Origin of the sequence: Pseudoalteromonas sp. L23 (assembly GCF_021728455.1) — a bacterium.
Taxonomy (GTDB): Bacteria; Pseudomonadota; Gammaproteobacteria; order Enterobacterales; family Alteromonadaceae; genus Pseudoalteromonas.
This window is the reverse complement of record NZ_JAKKCW010000005.1, coordinates 232958-250651: the sequence shown is the minus strand read 5'-3', so window position 1 is coordinate 250651 and position 17694 is coordinate 232958. Positions and strand designations below refer to the sequence as shown.

The 17694-nt window shown below is 45.1% G+C and carries 15 protein-coding genes; 8 read left to right on the top strand and 7 right to left on the bottom strand.

What is annotated here, in order from left to right; all coding sequences use genetic code 11:
* Positions 1-6 precede the first annotated feature (6 nt).
* Positions 7-531, bottom strand: a complete 525-nt coding sequence (gene yceD, locus L3V43_RS11245; protein WP_010374009.1) for a 23S rRNA accumulation protein YceD — start codon at positions 529-531, stop codon at positions 7-9.
* 119 nt (positions 532-650) lie between these two features.
* Between yceD and L3V43_RS11240 the strand changes: the two genes are divergently transcribed.
* Positions 651-1253: a nucleoside triphosphate pyrophosphatase gene (locus L3V43_RS11240; protein WP_010605001.1), complete on the top strand. Its 603-nt coding sequence runs from the start codon at positions 651-653 to the stop codon at positions 1251-1253.
* On the opposite strand, the gene L3V43_RS11235 is transcribed toward L3V43_RS11240, so the two are convergent.
* On the bottom strand, positions 1239-1883 hold the full coding sequence (locus L3V43_RS11235; protein WP_102056960.1) for an HAD-IIIA family hydrolase: 645 nt from the start codon (positions 1881-1883) through the stop codon (positions 1239-1241). The two genes, L3V43_RS11240 and L3V43_RS11235, sit on opposite strands and share 15 nt — an antisense overlap.
* Before the next feature lies 1 nt (position 1884).
* Positions 1885-2835 (bottom strand): 23S rRNA pseudouridine(955/2504/2580) synthase RluC, encoded by a 951-nt coding sequence (gene rluC / locus L3V43_RS11230; RefSeq protein WP_010374006.1) that lies wholly within the window; start codon positions 2833-2835, stop codon positions 1885-1887.
* 610 nt (positions 2836-3445) lie between these two features.
* Between rluC and rne the strand changes: the two genes are divergently transcribed.
* Both rne and L3V43_RS11220 read left to right on the top strand, forming a co-directional pair.
* The gene (rne, locus tag L3V43_RS11225) at positions 3446-6853 is read left to right on the top strand and encodes a ribonuclease E (protein WP_237116515.1); all 3408 of its coding nucleotides are present in this window, start codon (positions 3446-3448) and stop codon (positions 6851-6853) included.
* A gap of 148 nt (positions 6854-7001) precedes the next feature.
* Entirely contained in the window at positions 7002-8660 is a 1659-nt protein-coding gene (locus L3V43_RS11220) for a SulP family inorganic anion transporter (RefSeq protein ID WP_237116516.1), read from the top strand.
* Here L3V43_RS11220 and L3V43_RS11215 read toward each other — a convergent pair.
* Positions 8647-9522 carry a LysR substrate-binding domain-containing protein gene (locus L3V43_RS11215; protein ID WP_211866275.1) on the bottom strand — a complete coding sequence of 292 codons (876 nt, stop codon included), beginning with the start codon at positions 9520-9522 and terminating at the stop codon, positions 8647-8649. The genes L3V43_RS11220 and L3V43_RS11215 overlap by 14 nt on opposite strands.
* Before the next feature lie 95 nt (positions 9523-9617).
* On the opposite strand from L3V43_RS11215, the gene L3V43_RS11210 reads away from it, so the two are divergent.
* The 3 genes from L3V43_RS11210 (at position 9618) to L3V43_RS23815 (ending at position 12081) form a co-directional block, all read left to right on the top strand.
* Positions 9618-10739, top strand: coding sequence for an S-(hydroxymethyl)glutathione dehydrogenase/class III alcohol dehydrogenase (locus L3V43_RS11210; protein WP_237116517.1), 1122 nt, complete (start codon positions 9618-9620; stop codon positions 10737-10739).
* Between the two features lie 56 nt (positions 10740-10795).
* Complete coding sequence (gene fghA, locus L3V43_RS11205; RefSeq protein ID WP_237116518.1) at positions 10796-11638, top strand: S-formylglutathione hydrolase; 843 nt, start codon at positions 10796-10798, stop codon at positions 11636-11638.
* Between the two features lie 194 nt (positions 11639-11832).
* Positions 11833-12081 (top strand): hypothetical protein, encoded by a 249-nt coding sequence (locus L3V43_RS23815; protein ID WP_323054432.1) that lies wholly within the window; start codon positions 11833-11835, stop codon positions 12079-12081.
* Here the strand turns inward: L3V43_RS23815 and L3V43_RS11200 are convergent.
* Entirely contained in the window at positions 12003-13901 is a 1899-nt protein-coding gene (locus tag L3V43_RS11200; protein WP_237116519.1) for a beta-ketoacyl synthase, read from the bottom strand. The genes L3V43_RS23815 and L3V43_RS11200 overlap by 79 nt on opposite strands.
* Before the next feature lie 117 nt (positions 13902-14018).
* On the opposite strand from L3V43_RS11200, the gene L3V43_RS11195 reads away from it, so the two are divergent.
* Positions 14019-15011, top strand: coding sequence for a helix-turn-helix domain-containing protein (locus tag L3V43_RS11195; protein WP_237116520.1), 993 nt, complete (start codon positions 14019-14021; stop codon positions 15009-15011).
* Positions 15012-15041: 30 nt separating this feature from the next.
* On the opposite strand, the gene L3V43_RS11190 is transcribed toward L3V43_RS11195, so the two are convergent.
* Both L3V43_RS11190 and L3V43_RS11185 read right to left on the bottom strand, forming a co-directional pair.
* The gene (locus L3V43_RS11190; RefSeq protein ID WP_237116521.1) at positions 15042-15518 is read right to left on the bottom strand and encodes a transcription elongation factor GreAB; all 477 of its coding nucleotides are present in this window, start codon (positions 15516-15518) and stop codon (positions 15042-15044) included.
* Positions 15515-15949, bottom strand: coding sequence for a hypothetical protein (locus tag L3V43_RS11185; RefSeq protein ID WP_237116522.1), 435 nt, complete (start codon positions 15947-15949; stop codon positions 15515-15517). The genes L3V43_RS11190 and L3V43_RS11185 overlap by 4 nt, the downstream gene beginning before the upstream one ends.
* A 306-nt stretch (positions 15950-16255) precedes the next feature.
* Between L3V43_RS11185 and ccoN the strand changes: the two genes are divergently transcribed.
* Entirely contained in the window at positions 16256-17689 is a 1434-nt protein-coding gene (ccoN, locus tag L3V43_RS11180; protein WP_010373997.1) for a cytochrome-c oxidase, cbb3-type subunit I, read from the top strand.
* The last annotated feature ends 5 nt before the right edge of the window (positions 17690-17694 follow it).

Genomic DNA, 17694 nt, shown 5'->3' with positions numbered 1-17694 from the left:
CTTCTCCTAAGAATCTTTCTTAAGTTGTTTCAAAATTTCAAATGGATTTGGTTTGCTATCTTCTGCTTCAATTTCACCAAAGCTCTTTGGCTTATCAGAATAAGAGCATAGTGCTTCATCATGCGTCGGGACTATCGGAATCGCGAGTAGCAGTTCATCTTCGACGATTTGTCTTAGATTAACTTCACCCTCTTCATCCAGTTCCAACACATCATAACGCTCGGGAAGATCATCCGACTCTGCACCTAATCCGACTGGCGAATACGCAAAGTCTTGTTCCAAATCCAACCCTAATTCATCATTACAACGCTGACATACAACAGTTAGATGGGCTCGGACTTTGCCTTGCACAACAACCAAACCTTGTTCGTCGATGTTGAAATGAATGTCTACCGCTATTTCACTATTTTGATCACGCACAACTTGCTGCAATCGAGAAAGTTCTTCAAGCATTACAACACCGTCATAAGATGCTCGACGTTGCGCTGCTCTGCATGGATCAATAGTGATGGGAATTTTCACCTTTTGCATAGGGGCTGCATCATATAGATAGTTACTGTGTTAGTCAAAGTAAAAATACACTTTCCCTTTGTTTTTCGCGTTATTGCGCATTATCCTGTTGGCAATGTTGTCACAAAGATAAAAATCTCATGAAAACGCCCCTTATTCTAGCCTCAAGTTCGCCATTTAGGCAGTCAATTTTGAAAAAATTAATGCTTCCTTTTGCATCTTTTTCACCGGATGTAGATGAGCAAACACTCGAAGGTGAATCAGCGCAGCAACTTGTTGCACGGTTGAGCGAATCAAAAGCCAAAGCAGCAATAGCAAAATATCAACAAGGTGTGGTGATTGGTTCAGACCAAGTCGCGCTGTTCAACGGTGAGATCCTAGGAAAGCCGCATAATAAAGAGAACGCGATTAAGCAACTAAGCCTATTTAGTAATAATCGCGTGACTTTTTTGACTGGTTTAACCGTTTTCGACATTGAAAGCGGCAAAACGGTCACTGAAGTAGTACCGTTCTACGTTTACTTTCGCCAACTTACCCAAGCACAGATCAGTAACTATTGTGATGCGGAAACACCTTACAACTGTGCTGGAAGCTTTAAAAGCGAAGGATTAGGGATCTGTCTGTTTGATAAACTTGAAGGAGAAGACCCCAATACCCTGATTGGCCTTCCCCTTATTCAACTCACTAAAACACTGCTCACATTTGGTATTGATGTGCTCGCTGAGCAATCAGGCCAACAATAGGTTAGACAAGTCATGATAGTTATCGCAAATATGGGCAGCCGATGTTTGCGATAACAGCTCTCTTGTTGCAACACCCATAGTGACGCCGATCGCGTCAATGCCTGCATTCTCCGCTAAATTCATATCAATTATCGTATCGCCTATCATGACAGCCTCTGTAGCTTCCACATTTAGTTCAGCCAAAATCTGAAGCAACATATCGGGATGCGGTTTAGACTCCGCCTCACATGCTGTCCGTGTCGTGACGAAAACATCACTCAACCCGCTTTCTGTCATCAGACGGTCAAGCCCGACTCGGCTTTTTCCTGTTGCAACCGCAACTTTGACTCCATTGCCATGTAATTGCTTTAAAAGTGTTTCAGCGCCTTCAAATAGAGGCGCTGGAGTTTTATCTTGATGTTTATAGATATACTTATAAGCCGCTATTAAAGACGCTAATTTGTCTTCATGATTTGGAAAAAGTGTCAGTATCGCTTTATCGAGAGACAGGCCGATAATACTTTTCGCCGCTTCGTTACTGACGGGTGCAATTCCACAAGATTCAGCAGCTTGATGAATAGTGTTTACGATTTTTGGCACAGAGTCCATGACGGTACCATCCCAGTCGAAAATTACACACTTATAACGCATGTTACTTCCTTAATTTAACTAAGCATGCTTCCAAAGCCCCATCCAATGGCGCCTCTACATGGTGTGTCGTTTCTGTTTTTGGGTGCATAAATCTGAGTTCTTTGGCATGCAAAAACAGCCTATTTAATCCCACTTCACGCATTTTGGCATCAAACACCTGATCGCCATACTTATCATCACACGCAATCGGATGTCCTTTACATTGAGTATGCACTCGGATCTGGTGCGTTCTGCCTGTTACTGGTGACGCCTGCACTAAAGTTGCGGACTCAAAACGCTCGACGACTCTAAAACGAGTATGAGAAGGCTTGCCTTGCTCATGATCCACTCGCACCACTCGCTCACCTGACTTTAAGGTATTTTTACGTAGCGGTTCGGTGACATTTTTATGTTTGGCATCCCATTGCCCTGAAACCAGCGCAAGGTAATTCTTCTCCATGGTCTTTTCTCTTAACTGTTCATGAAGTCCTTTAAGCACAGCGCGGCGCTTTGAAATCAACAAACAACCCGATGTGTCGCGGTCCAAACGGTGCACCAACTCCAAACTTTGCTCTTGTGGGCGTAATGCTCTTAATGCTTCAATTAAGCCATAGCTTAAGCCGCTGCCACCATGTACCGCCATACCGGCTGGTTTATTTATAACTATCAGATACTTATCTTCATAAAGAATGGCATCTTCTAAGTTTGCGACTTTATCTAGATTTTTAGGCACAAACTCTGTTTTCTCCGCAACACGCACAGGTGGAATACGGATTTCATCATTGATTTGTAGTTTATATACAGGCTTCACCCGCTTTTTGTTTACGCGCACTTCCCCTTTACGAAGAATTTTATATACGGCGCTTTTTGGCACCCCTTTCAAATGCGTAACTAAAAAGTTATCGATCCTTTGACCTTCTTGGTCTTCCGTCACGGTAACGAAGCTAACTTGTAATGCGGGTTTCTCTGACATTGCCTAATCACTGATTTGAGTAATAATTTAGTTGCTATCTCGACATTATTAGTGGGATAATCAGGCCGCAAATTTTTGCGAGGTGCTTTTTATCGCAAAAACAATATCGTGATGCACATCTTGGATGGCAGATCATACAGATTAGAGCTAATATTTCCAAAGCTTTTATCATGCATCTAAGATAAACACGTGCGAACAGTCAATGCGAAGCGCGTAATATTTCGTTTAATGACTGGACACGATGAACAAACCAAAAAGCAAGAAATTAAAATTTGTCTGATACGTTTACCACAGTTGCAGTAATACCCGTGCATAGCAGGCCGCAACTCGTGAATAACCACAAAGCAATCAAGTCAAAAGATGGTGATAGCCAAGCTTGGCAAACCAAGCTCAACTTGCCCCGTGCATGACTACTTTGTGAAACGAATAAACGTGCAAAGAGCGAACGTTGGATCAGTGATTTTACCCTGATTTAAAGCGGAAACTGTGAATATGTTCCCTTTCCCCCAGTCGTGAGACTGCATCATTTAATAGGAACATCCAAGGTGTAGCACGCTGTCGCTGGCAAGACGTATCAGGCGCTGTAAATAATTAAGTAGAGAATTACAATATGAAACGTATGCTGATCAATGCAACGCAGCAAGAAGAAATGCGCGTGGCACTGGTTGACGGCCAGCGTCTATACGATCTAGATATAGAAAGCCCTGGTCACGAACAGAAAAAAGCCAATATCTATAAGGGTAAAATTACCCGTATCGAACCATCCCTAGAAGCCGCATTTGTTGATTATGGCGCTGAGCGTCACGGATTCCTTCCTTTAAAAGAAATCGCTAAAACGTATTTCCCAGATGGCTATACATTCAATGGTCGCCCTAACATCAAAGACGTGATCAAAGAAGGTCAAGAAGTCATCGTTCAGGTTGATAAAGAAGAACGTGGTCAAAAAGGCGCGGCACTCACAACATTTATCAGCGTTGCAGGTAGTTACTTGGTGTTAATGCCTAATAACCCGAGAGCTGGCGGTATTTCACGTCGTATCGAAGGTGACGAGCGCATTGAGCTTAAAGAAGCATTGAGTCGCTTAAACGTACCTAAAGGTATGGGTCTTATCGTACGCACCGCGGGCGTAGGTAAATCTTTCGAAGAACTAGAGTACGACCTTAAGGCGCTACTCGTTCATTGGGACGCAATCCAAAACGCAGCAAATAGCGGTAAAGCACCTTTCTTAATTCACCAAGAAAGTAACGTGATCTTCCGTGCTATTCGCGATTATTTACGTCGTGATATCGGTGAGATTCTAATTGATAAACCGCGTGTTTTTGAAGAAGCGAAAGCGCATATCGAGCGTTTCCGTCCAGATTTCATCAATCGTGTTAAGCTTTATCAAAACGATGTGCCGTTATTCACGCATTATCAAATTGAGAGTCAGATTGAGTCAGCTTTCCAGCGTGAAGTGCGTTTGCCTTCAGGTGGTTCTATCGTTATTGATCCAACAGAAGCACTCACTTCTATCGATATCAACTCGTCAAAAGCGACGAAAGGTGGCGATATCGAAGAGACTGCGCTGAATACTAACCTAGAAGCGGCTGACGAGATTGCACGCCAGTTACGTTTACGTGACTTAGGTGGATTAATCGTTATCGACTTTATCGATATGACCCCGCCTCGCCATCAACGTGAAGTAGAAAACCGCTTGAAAGAAGCCGTTCGTACTGACCGTGCTCGCGTGCAAATCGGTAAGATTTCTCGTTTCGGCTTATTAGAAATGTCGCGTCAACGTTTGCGTCCGTCTTTAGGTGAAGCGAGCCAACATACGTGTCCACGCTGTGACGGCCAAGGCACCATTCGCTCAAACGAATCCATTGCTTTGTCTATCTTGCGTCTAATCGAAGAAGAAGCGATCAAAGATAATACCGCTCAGGTCAACGCCCAAGTGCCTGTCGCTGTTGGTGCTTATCTATTAAATGAAAAGCGTCGTTCTGTGCAACGCATCGAAAAGCGCCACGAGTGCCACGTTGTTATCATCCCTAATCAACACCTAGAAACACCTCACTATGAAGTGGTTAGGTTGCGTAAAGATGAAACAACAGAAGCTGCAAGCTATGAGCAGATCACCGCGCCAGAGCCTGAAGTCGTTGAAATTGCTCGAGCTCAAGCGATTGTGAAAGAGGAGCCTGTGTTAAAAGGTGTCGTTATGCCTGATGCACCAGCACCGGCGCCTGCGCCAGCCCCTACTCCAGCTCAAACAGCAAAACCACAAACGCGTAAGCCACAAGCACAACCTGCTCAAAACGGCACCAGCCTGTTTGCAAAGATTGGTCAATGGTTCAAGAGCCTATTTGCTAGTGACAGCGATAACCAAGAAGAAAACAAGCCTTCTGAAGAAAAATCATCACGCGATAACAACCGTGATAATCGCCGTCGCAATAATAACAATCGTCGTCGTAACAATAACCGCCGTCGTAACGATCAACAAAAAGACACAACGGTTGAATCGAAAGACGAAAACAACAGTAACGAGCAACGTGGTGATAACCGCAAACGCCGTCGTCCAAATAACAGAAAGCGCCAAGATCAGGACAAAGCAAACCGTCCAGCTAAGGAGCCTGTAAACGATAACGTTGAAACGGTTCAGGCTAAAGACGCGCCAGTTAAAGAAGCGACAGTAAAACCACGCAGACAAAGACGTAATCTTCGCAAGAAGGTACGTGTGGAAGAAACCAATGCGCAGGATACTAACACGTCAGAGCAAGCTAGCACTGAAGAAGTGAAAGTAGAAGCAAAGCCGCTTGAACAACCAGCGAAAACGGCAGCTGAGTCTAAAGCTGAACAAAAGCCAAGGCAAAGAAAAGCGAAACCTGTCGCGGACAAATCAGAACAAGAGTCTGCAACTAACGAACATGTAGCAGCACCTTCTGAACAAGCTGACGTACACGCTCAAGCAAAGCAGCAAGAAACTGCTAACACTGAGCGCCACGAACAAAACGATGTTACCGAGGTGGTATCTGCCGAACTTTCAGAATCGCAAAATGATGACGAAAATAAAGAAGGCCGCACTCGCTCTAGACGTTCTCCGCGTCATCTGAGAGCGGCAGGTCAACGTCGCCGTCGTCAGGATACGCCTGAAAAAGGTCAAGCTGCTGCATTTGTGCCCGTTGCAGATCAAGCAGCTGCAGAATACGAAGCAGAGCTAAAAGCAAAATCTTCTTCTGACATTGACGTTCAAGAAGGTGTACAGCAAGAAGCAAATACAGTTGAGACTCAATTGTCACCTGAAGCGGTAACTGAAGATAATGCGCCAGCGGCAGAAGTGACAGTTTCTGAGACACACACTGATGCAGAGCAGCATGTCGAAACTAAGCCAGCCGAAGCACAGGTTGACGAAAATGCAGCGCAAGAAGCGGAGCCTGTAAAAGAAGTTGAGGCAAGTACTGCTGAAGCACCATTGCAACAAGCTGCACAGCCCGAAACATCCGCAAGCGCTGACGAAGTAGTCGCAGAAGCAGTAGAAGCTATGCCGCCAGAAGCAGCAAAAGAGGTGAAAGCTGAGCCAATCGCTGACACAGTAGAGGCTGAACAAGTTGAATCGACAGAGGAAAAAGTTGAGGCTGAAACTGCAGTTGTAGAAGAAACTCAGGCTTCTGACACTGAGGCAACACCTGAAGTTCAGGAGCCAGCAGCCGAGGCACCGGCAGCAGAAGCGGTTGAGGAAACAACAGCTGCTGAAACTGTTACTGAATCTTCAACTGAAGATACACCAGTCGCTGAAACAGTTGAAGCACCTACTCAACAAGTAGTAAACAGCAATTCAGTACAAAGCCGTATACGCTTCAACCAAACGGCTGCCGCGCCAATGACAAAAGCACAAAGTGTGATTGAGGATGTCGTGGTAGAAACACCATCTGCGATGCCACATGAACAGCGTCAGACTGTGGCGAATAGCGGATCAGGTGTTGGCTCTAAGTCACCAACAGGCAGAGCAAGCGCCGACATGGCCTCTCCTGCTCAGGTTGACTAAGCAGTAATTGAAAAGCCAGTCTTTTTAGACTGGCTTTTTTGTGTCCGAATTTTACTGAGCAGACAAATGGTAATACCAGTCCTTCGTAGCACTCCGTGTTATTTATCAGTAGAATGCCGTCAATTCTTTGATCGTTAAAGTCAAAAGTATGATCACACTTAAGAGATTTAAAAACGCCTCTTTAAAAGGTGACCTATTCGGTGGTGTAACCACTGCAATTATTTCTTTACCACTCGCACTCGCTTTTGGTGTTGCCTCTGGTGCTGGCGCAGAAGCTGGGATGTGGGGCGCAATTTTAGTTGGCTTATTTGCCGCGCTGTTCGGTGGTTCAACCTCCCTCATTTCTGAACCAACCGGCCCAATGACTGTTATCATGACAGCAGTACTCACCGCCATGATGAGCAAGTACCCCGAGAATGGTCTTGCGATGGGCTTTACTGTTGTCATGATGGCAGGTGCTTTTCAGGTTTTACTCGGTACGCTCAAGTTAGGTAAATACGTTACCTTGATGCCTTACAGCGTCATCTCCGGATTTATGTCTGGTATTGGTGTTATCCTCATTATTTTGCAGCTTGCTCCTTTACTTGGACATCAAGCGCCTGCAGGTGGTGTTGTTGGCACTTTGTCTAACTTGCCCAGCCTGCTGATGGACTTACACTTTTCTGAGTTGTTCCTCGGGGTGATCACACTTGCAATCTTATTCAAAATGCCAAGTAAGTGGCGCCAGTACGTGCCAGCTCAACTGGTCGCACTCGTCGCCGTTACACTGCTTTCAATTATTATTTTTGATACCGATAGTATTCGCCGCATCGGAGAAATTCCAAGTGGCCTGCCAAGTATTGTGTTGCCAGTATTATCACCAGAGCTCTTCGTTGAAATGCTTATCGACGCATTGGTACTGGGCACTTTGGGTTGTATAGATACGTTGCTAACAGCAGTAATAGCCGACAGTTTAACGCGAACCGAGCATGATTCTGATAAGGAGCTCAGAGGCCAAGGTATTGCCAATATGATAGCTGGCCTTTTTGGTGCATTGCCAGGTGCTGGCGCAACGATGGGAACTGTGGTCAATATTCAAGTGGGCGCTCGCTCGCCCATCGCTGGCATATTCAGGGCACTAATTTTGATGGCCATAGTCTTTATCGCGGGCAGTTTGACCGAGCCAATCCCAATGGCGGTGCTTGCTGGTATTGCAGTGTATGTTGGTTTTAATATTCTGGATTGGAGTTTTATCCAGCGTGCTCATAAGCTTAGTGTCAGTCAAATGGCGATTATGTATGGCGTAATGCTCCTTACCGTTTTTGTTGACCTGATTGTTGCCGTGGGCCTTGGCGTATTTATCTCTAATGTGATGATCATAGAGAGATTAAGCCGAGTGCAAGCTAATCATGTTAAAGCAATTAGCGACAGTGATAGCGATGAAGATGTGCCACTAACAAAAAAGGAAAGCGAGCTGTTAGATAAAGCCAACGGTAAACTATTATTCTTTTATCTTTCCGGGCCAATGATTTTTAGCGTCTCAAAAGCAATCGCAAGACAACACCGCAAGATTAGTGAATACAAAGCCATGGTATTAGATTTAAGCGACGTAGCTATGATTGATGTCACCGTGGGCTTAGCCATTGAAAATGCGATTACAGATGCGCTTGATGCTGACTGTAGCGTGTTTATCTATTCACCGAATTTGGAGACCACCGATAAGCTCAAGCGCTTAAACATTCACGACCGTCTAGGCGACCGTGCATTTTGTGATAGTCGCGAGATAGCGCTCAGCCAAGCCATTGATACTATGGCTAAAACTTATTAAAGTGCGCACTTAAGTGATCCAGTAATAACCGTAAGCTGGTCGCGACAAATTGTCTGGGTGGATACAGCGCCCAGACGCCCTCTTCCTCAGGTCTAAAGTTGGTTAGTACCTCCGTTAACTCACCACTCTCTAGCGCCTCTTGCACGTAATAATGTGGTAACTGTACCAAACCTAAGCCTTGCTTTGCTGCTTCCAAGAGCCCCCAACCACTGTTGCAACGCAGTGGCCCCGCCACTTTAATTTGTCGCGTTTTACCGTGCTCAACAAAGCGCCATTCGCTACTATTGCCAATCAAACATTTATGATTGCCAAGCTCAGCGAGCGTATGCGGTTGGCCAAATTGATTTAAATAGATATTCGCGCCACACACCATGGTTTTACGTGTGGTTAGCCGTTTGGCGCGCAGTGATGAATCCTGTAACTTACCGAGTCGAATTGCCAAGTCAAAGCCCTTATCGAGCAAGTCGACTTGATTGTTCGTCAAATGCATTTCAACCTCAACTTTTGGATACAAACGCATAAAGTCAACCACGGCAGGCATGACATAAGATTCGCCGTACATTACCGGTGCGGTAAGCTTAAGTTTGCCTGTTGGCTGTCTATCACGTTGACGGATTGCAGCAGTGGCGTCATCTAATCCATGCTGCAAATGCTTTGCGTGAGATAAAAACACTTCACCTTCCTGAGTCAGCGCTAATTTTCGGGTGGTGCGCGTCAAAAGTTGTATGTTGAGCCGCTCCTCTAACATTTTCACTCGGCGACTAATTTGCGCAACCGAAGTATTTAACTGAGTTGCAGCCCCACTAAATGAGCCATTACTCGCGACCGCTACAAACTCATCAATGCCAATCCATCTATCCATTATTACATATACGTAAAAGTCTTTATGATTTTTATAGATTATCAAAAATCATAATGTAGTTATACTGCTTTCAACTTTTAAGAAAGGAACAAACCATGTCTGAATTTATTAAATCTAAAGCAGCAATCGCTTGGGGCCCAGGTCAACCGCTTAGTATTGAAGAAGTTGATGTTATGCCACCGAAAAAAGGCGAAGTCTTAGTTAAAATCACCGCAACAGGCGTATGTCATACCGATGCTTTCACTTTGTCTGGCGACGATCCTGAAGGCGTATTCCCAGCAATCTTAGGTCATGAAGGTGCAGGTATTGTTGAAGCGATTGGTGAAGGCGTTACTAGCGTTGCCGTTGGCGACCATGTGATCCCATTGTACACACCGGAATGTGGCGAATGTAAGTTCTGTAAGTCTGGTAAAACGAACCTTTGTCAGCAGATCCGTGAAACCCAAGGTAAAGGCTTGATGCCTGATGGCACAACCCGCTTTTATAAAGACGGCCAACCAATTTATCACTACATGGGCACGTCAACGTTCTCTGAGTACACTGTGCTGCCAGAAATCTCTTTGGCTAAAGTAAACAAAGCAGCGCCTCTTGAGGAGATCTGTTTGCTTGGCTGTGGTGTCACCACAGGAATGGGCGCAGTAATGAATACCGCTAAAGTGCAAAAAGGCGATACCGTCGCCATTTTCGGCCTAGGTGGTATCGGCTTGTCCGCTATCATTGGCGCGGCAATGGCTGGCGCGAGTCGGATCATCGGTATCGACATCAATGAAGATAAGTTTGAGCTGGCGACAAAGCTTGGGGCAACCGATCTTATCAACCCGAAAGACTTCGACAAACCTATCCAAGAAGTGATCGTTGAAATGACCGATGGCGGTGTGGATTTCTCGTTCGAATGTATCGGTAACGTAGATGTTATGAGAAGTGCCCTTGAGTGCTGTCACAAAGGTTGGGGTGAGTCTGTCATCATCGGTGTTGCAGGCGCTGGACAAGAGATTTCAACACGTCCATTCCAATTGGTTACCGGTCGCGTATGGCGCGGCAGTGCTTTTGGTGGCGTAAAAGGTCGCTCAGAGCTTCCTGAGATTGTTGAACGCTATATGGCTGGTGAATTCAAACTCAATGACTTTATCACTCATACCATGAAGCTCGAAGATATTAATGAAGCCTTTGATTTAATGCATGAAGGCAAGAGTATCCGCTCAGTGATCCATTACTAGTACCCGCTCAAGGACGCACAGGTTGCGTCCTATTTCGCTTAATTAAGGAGCACTTGATGGAACTGATTTCCAGCAACAAAGTATCCGGCGGTTGGCATAAGCGCTACACACATACCAGCCAGTCGACACAGTGTGAAATGACCTTCGCCATTTTTTTACCTGAAATTGTCAACGAGGGACAACAAGTCCCGGTTTTATATTGGCTCTCAGGGTTAACCTGCAGCGATGAAAACTTCATGCAAAAAGCAGGCGCGTTTAAAAAAGCCAACGAGCTTGGTATCGCTATTGTCGCGCCAGATACAAGCCCGCGTGGAGAAGGCGTTGCAGATGATGAAAATGGCGCTTATGACTTTGGTCTAGGTGCGGGGTTTTACGTCAATGCGACACAGGCACCGTATAGTCAACATTATCAAATGTATGACTACGTGACCGAAGAGCTGCCCCAGTTAATCGAAGCGCACTTCCCTGTTAGTCCGCAAAAAGCCATTAGTGGTCACTCCATGGGGGGGCATGGTGCGTTAATTATTGGGCTTAGAAACCCTGATGCCTATACGAGTATCTCAGCGTTTAGTCCAATCGTGAACCCAAGTAACTGCCCCTGGGGTCAAAAAGCGCTAACAGGATATTTAGGGGACGACAAACAGCGCTGGCAACAATATGACGCGACCGAATTATTGTCGCACTATGTTAGTCCAACGAAACGTCCGATACTCATTGAGCAAGGTTCAAGTGACCAGTTTTTAGACGAGCAGTTAAAGCCTTGGTTATTCGAACAAGCTGCAGAAAAAGCAGGCTACCCTATCACGCTAAACATGCATGAAGGTTACGATCATAGCTATTTCTTTATCTCGAGCTTTATTGAAAATCATCTTGAGTTTCATGCTAACTATATGAGATGAGCCTGACTGCCGCTTGCGCTTTGAGCACTAAGCTAAAAATAAAAAAGGCGTACTCCCTGTACGCCTTGCTTGCTTAACATTAGGGCCTGTTTATCTTCCAAGTTTGTTTTTGCAGCAGTTTGATTGGTATTTATACAAGGCAGAGCCTGCGTAGCATAGTTGTTCTATGTGAGTCAGGCGATAACACAGTAGAAATGCCAATCAAGCGCTGCCCTTTGGGTTCACCTGAGTGCGCTTTGTTCATTGTTGCTCAACTTTTGCCTAGATTACTAGGTGGCAAGTCGAGCGTCGCGACCAAAACACACTCAGAAGAACAAAAATCAAACAGCAAAGGTCAACAGGCCCTATTCTTTGTATCAAATCATCAGATTAAATCGCCGTATGGATTCGTTGGGCAAAGCTGTATACTTTGCTCGAACCCAGGAATGGCTAACTCTTGCTGACTTAAATTCAATTCAGACTCATCAATCATGCCATTGCCAAAACGGTAAATGAGTTCGTACTGACCATAATCGGCCGCTTGCTGATATGCAATTTGCCTTTGTGTTGTAATGGCAAGTTGTTGCTCATAATTTGCAAACTCAGCTTGGCTATAGCGCTTGCTTAGTAGCTGCTTCGTGAGCTTTGGAGAAAGTACAGTTGCCGTTGCATTGTTGCCGCCAAAGCCCTTGGAGTTTATAAAGGCGATATCCATTGGCTCGCACTCATAGTGCTCGGTACGAATATCTAAATGCTCGGCGTGAACATCTTCTGCTACTGCATTGATTGTGGTGATCCCGGGCATAATATTGTATTCGAACACCCCAAGTGCCATCGCAAGCTGGTCGCCAGACGCCGGCGCGATGGTATGACCAACATAGGCTTTTGGCGCCGCCACTTTCCAACCATTAATCGCAAAGGTTTCTGCAACTTTGTGATAGATACGCGACTCAGTGACCCGGTTTTGTGGTGTGCTTGAGCCATGTGCCAAAATAAAGCTGCGTTTTACTAAAGCCTCTGTGCCTGCGATTTGCTGAGCCAGCGCGACCGATTTTGCCATGGTTATATAGTTACCAGGTCCAGGTGCCGTAATCGACTTTTTCACGCCGTCTGCATTGACATATACGTCAGCCACAGAGCCCATGATCTGCGCGCCAAGTTCAATTGCTAAGGCGTCATCCATCAAAATCGCCACTTGTGCCCCTTCACCAATCGTAAAGCCACAGTTTTCACCAAAAGGACGACTTGTTTTGCGATAATCTACATGCTCAGTACCATCAAGTTTACGCAAACCTTCTTCATTTGCGAGTGCGCCCATATTACCGAAGCCTTCGATGATCTCTGGTGTAATGGCACACTCAACACTGGCTACAATCGCCACTCGAGTACGGCCAGCCTGAATATCATTCACTGCAGCGCGGAGGTTATATAGAAACGTCGCACAGGCACCTGATGTCGTAAACGTTGTGCCAACGCTGCCAGTAACATAAGCATTGATAAAGTCAGTGGACATGGTGTTGAGTCCTAGCGCTAACTGCTTAGTGCTTACTCGGTCGCCACGCAAACGACTACGTACTAATCCACCTAAGCCCTCATCATTCATTTGCCCTGCCACAGAGGCGGAGTAAGTGCCGATTTGGTCCGGTCGCACGCAGTTCATTACCTTGTCCCACTCAAGACCCGTTGAGCGGATAGCGTCGGTTGCAGCAAAAATCGTCGCCTGAAGACCGCGTGGTTGGTAACGGCTGTTATACATGAGTGACGGCTCAAAGCCTGTTGGTAATTGACCAGCGGCTTTAATTGGATTGTCTCTATAGCTATCGTGCTTAACTTCAATCTGGTCCGCAATGGTTACTTCAACCGTTTTTGGATCAAGCTCAATCACTTGCCAAGCTGCAGGAACAGGCTCTGGTAAGTCACGTTTACGACAACTGAATACTATCTTGCTGTCATCATTTGCTTTCATTGTGAGCTTTTGCTGCCAAGGGGTCGCATCTACATCAAAATGGTTTTTTTCGATTTTACGGATCAACGTTCCCGCTATGATCTGCTCACCAAAACGCGACTCAATCTCCACCTCTTGAACAACTTGGTCGTTTTGGTCAATCAGCTGGCCATTTTCATAACGCACTAAGTTCATTAAACTCGCAAGGCCCAAATAGGTCTCTTGTCGGTCTTTAGCATTTAGCTTATCGAGTACAATACGTTTGTAGCCTTGATGGAAAGAGGTGCGCCCCGCGGCGTTAATACCCCCCATTCCTACAATAATTGGCAATGCTGTCATGTCGTTCCTACTTCTGAACTAAGATAATGACTTGATTTTAATTGCATTCGAATTTAAGTTTTTACAAAATACGCCACATATAAATCATTTTTCGCCAAAATTAAGAGGTCGGAGCAGATGAAATCCTATACTAAGGTCGCCATTGTGCTTTACAAGCATATGCTCGTTACCAGTGTCACCTTACCGCTGGAAATGCTCAAAGCCGGACAAGCCTTTGCTAAAGTACATCTAAAAGAGGCTTATGTTCCTTTAGAAGTTCTCCTTTGCAGCAGCCAAGGCGAGGCGGTCAACGCCGATAATTACCTGACACTTGAGGCACAAAGTGACTTTAGCTCATTGCCTTTATATGACTACATTATTGTGCCAAGTATATGGCGAAATCCAAGACCTATTGTAAGACAAAACCAAGCGCTGAGTGAGTCACTTGCGGATGCATGGGGAGCAGGAAGCACACTGATAGGTGTTGGTACAGGTGTTTGCTTTTTAGCAAGTTCAGGCCTGCTTGACGGGCATTCAGCAACGACCCACTGGCATTTTGCCAAACAATTTTCTCAGCTATACCCCAATGTTGAATTAAAACCGGATTACTTTATCACTCAATCAGAGCGGATCTACACTGTAGCCAGCTTAAATGCGCTGGCTGATGTTATTGTACATATTATTGAACTACTGTACGGGATAGATGCCGCACACCATGTGCAGCAAAACTTTTCTCATGAAATTCGTAAACCATACGAAGAACAGCGCTATTTAGAAGGGGCTGTGGACCGTCATGCTGACGAGCAAATTGCCGCAATTCAATTTTGGCTGAAAAATAACGCCGCATCGGAAATCTCTTTACCCGCTGTCGCGGCGCAATTTGATTTGAGTTATCGCACCTTTAACCGCCGCTTTAAACAAGCAACAGGACAAACCGCCGTTGCCTACTTGCAACAGGTGCGTATAGAAATGTGTAAAGAGCTACTCGCGAGCAGTAACCTCTCCATTCAAGATATTGCCCTTGCTTCTGGATTTAATTCACAAGGGCAATTAAGTAGAGTATTTAGGCAATTAATGGGAAAGTCACCAAGCACATACCGGGCAATAGTAAGAAAGAAATTGTTCTCGTAGCAACTCGTAGCAAAACGAGAGTAAACTACTCTACAGTATTTGCATCACGGTTAACGTTTGCTGTTGGCCGTTGAAGAAAAACGAAATATCTTCGTCTACCGTTAACCCCTTTAGCCGCTTGCCAAGAGGCGCATCAAACGTTAACACCAACACTGGTGTTTCTTTATGTTGGATTTTTAGCCCGCCTTCGCAAGGCGCAAAATAGAACCAATGACAGTTGCCCTGCTCGTCTTCAATTTCAACTAGTGCGTTATGTGCAATTGTATTGCTTACAGCTAGAGCCAACTGATTCAATATTGTTTGTTTTGCCAAATGCATGGCATCAACGCGCTCACTTTGTCCTTCTGCCAAATACCCATATTCGATACTCAACGAGTCATATTGTGTTTCAGCAGCACTTTGTTCATGGGTAGCATCAGCACGTGCACTGTTTGCCGCTTCAGTGGCTTCAATCAGCTTTTGTTCAAGTGCAAACTTGAGATATTCGATAAAAACAGATTTATTCATTGGTAGTTTACAGCTATTGGATGACTGGTAGTAACAGACTGGCCGTTAACGGTTAGCGCCAAACGTAAAATCCAACGCATAGATTTATCCGTGCAAACACCGACCATGGTTTTTGCTATCAGTGTGTTTTGGTCAAAGAACACGGGAATTCTCCCCATGTTCATATTTTCTCCCTCAAGCCATGCCGAAACGACCTCTACTTTAGTCGCACTTTTTAGCCCAATGGTAAATTCTGTTTCAGGTTGAACCTGCTTTGAGCCTAGATAAATCTGCACTTGTGGAGTTAAATCACAGGGCGTTGAAAAATTACAGACATTTCTTGTTACTGAACTTTCACTTTTTTCTGAACTTTCATGTATAATAATAGTCGGGTCTGAACAGGCCACGAGGAAAACACCTAGCAACCCGATTGTTAATTGCTTTGCAATCATGAGGGATTTACCGTCACTTCTGAATCCTGCGCAGTGTACGCAAGTTTCAGGGCAAATGCTAGGTTGCTTAAGAAGCGAACAAAAAGCGCGTGAAAACTTGATTGATGTCATAATTTTAGGCGTTTTAGGTATCTTTTCATAAGCAAAAAAATTATCATTTCCTCGCAAAAATAAAGGTTTCTCGGGCTGGTTAGGTTTTCACTCATCTTTTGAGTTAAAACATGACGGGCTTGAAGAAATATAACTAGGGCCTGTAATTCAGGTAATTCATTTCTAATCGCAATAAATTGCAGCGGAATCCAGAAAATGAGCCAAACAGTAGCATCACAAACTGAGTACAATTATAAAGTTGTACGCCAATTCGCTATCATGACAGTGATTTGGGGCATTGTTGGCATGGGTGTAGGTGTATTTATCGCAGCGCAACTTGCGTGGCCTGCGTTAAACTTCGACATTCCATGGTTAACTTACTCTAGACTTCGTCCGTTACACACGAACGCAGTAATCTTTGCATTTGGTACAAGTGCACTATTTGCAACCTCTTACTATGTTGTTCAGCGCACGTGTCAAACGCGCCTGTTCTCTGACAAACTTGCCGCATTTACCTTCTGGGGTTGGCAAGCCATCATCGTATCTGCGGCTATCACGCTTCCTCTAGGTATTACTTCTTCAAAAGAATACGCTGAACTAGAGTGGCCGATTGATATCGCAATCGCGGTAGTATGGGTTACTTATGCTGTAGTATTCTTTGGTACTCTTATCAAGCGTAAAGTGTCACACATCTATGTAGCAAACTGGTTCTACGCTGGTTTCATTATCACTGTTGCAGTGCTTCACATTGTAAACAGTATGGCTATTCCTGTATCACTTACTAAATCTTATTCAATCTACGCAGGTGCTGTAGATGCGATGGTTCAGTGGTGGTATGGTCACAACGCAGTAGGCTTCCTACTTACCGCTGGTTTCTTAGGTATGATGTACTACTTTGTACCAAAACAAGCAGGTCGTCCAGTTTACTCTTACCGTCTATCGGTTGTTCACTTCTGGGCACTTGTTTCTCTATATATTTGGGCTGGTCCTCACCACCTTCACTACACAGCACTACCTGACTGGACACAGTCTCTAGGTATGGTGATGTCAGTTATCCTATTCGTTCCTTCTTGGGGCGGTATGATCAACGGTATCATGACGCTGTCTGGCGCTTGGCACAAACTACGTACTGACCCAGTACTGCGTTTCTTAGTTGTGTCTCTATCGTTTTACGGTATGTCTACGTTCGAAGGCCCAATGATGGCTATTAAGTCTGTAAATGCGCTTTCACATTACACAGACTGGACAGTAGGTCACGTACACTCTGGTGCACTAGGTTGGGTTGCGATGATTTCTATCGGTGCAATTTACCACCTAATCCCTGCCCTATTTGGTCACGGTAACATGTACAGCATCAAGCTAGTTAACACGCATTTCTGGCTACACACTGTTGGTGTTGTGCTTTATATCGTTGCAATGTGGATCTCTGGTGTTATGCAAGGCCTAATGTGGCGCGCAGTAAATGCTGACGGTACATTAATGTACAGCTTTGTTCAGTCACTAGAAGCTTCTAAGCCTTTCTATATCATGCGATTCCTAGGCGGTGTATTCATCGTAGTTGGTATGCTGGTAATGGCTTACAACGTATTCCGTACGGTTACTGCAAAAAGTGGTCAACTTGCCACTGATGCAAACCCGCAAGTGGCTTAAGGGGT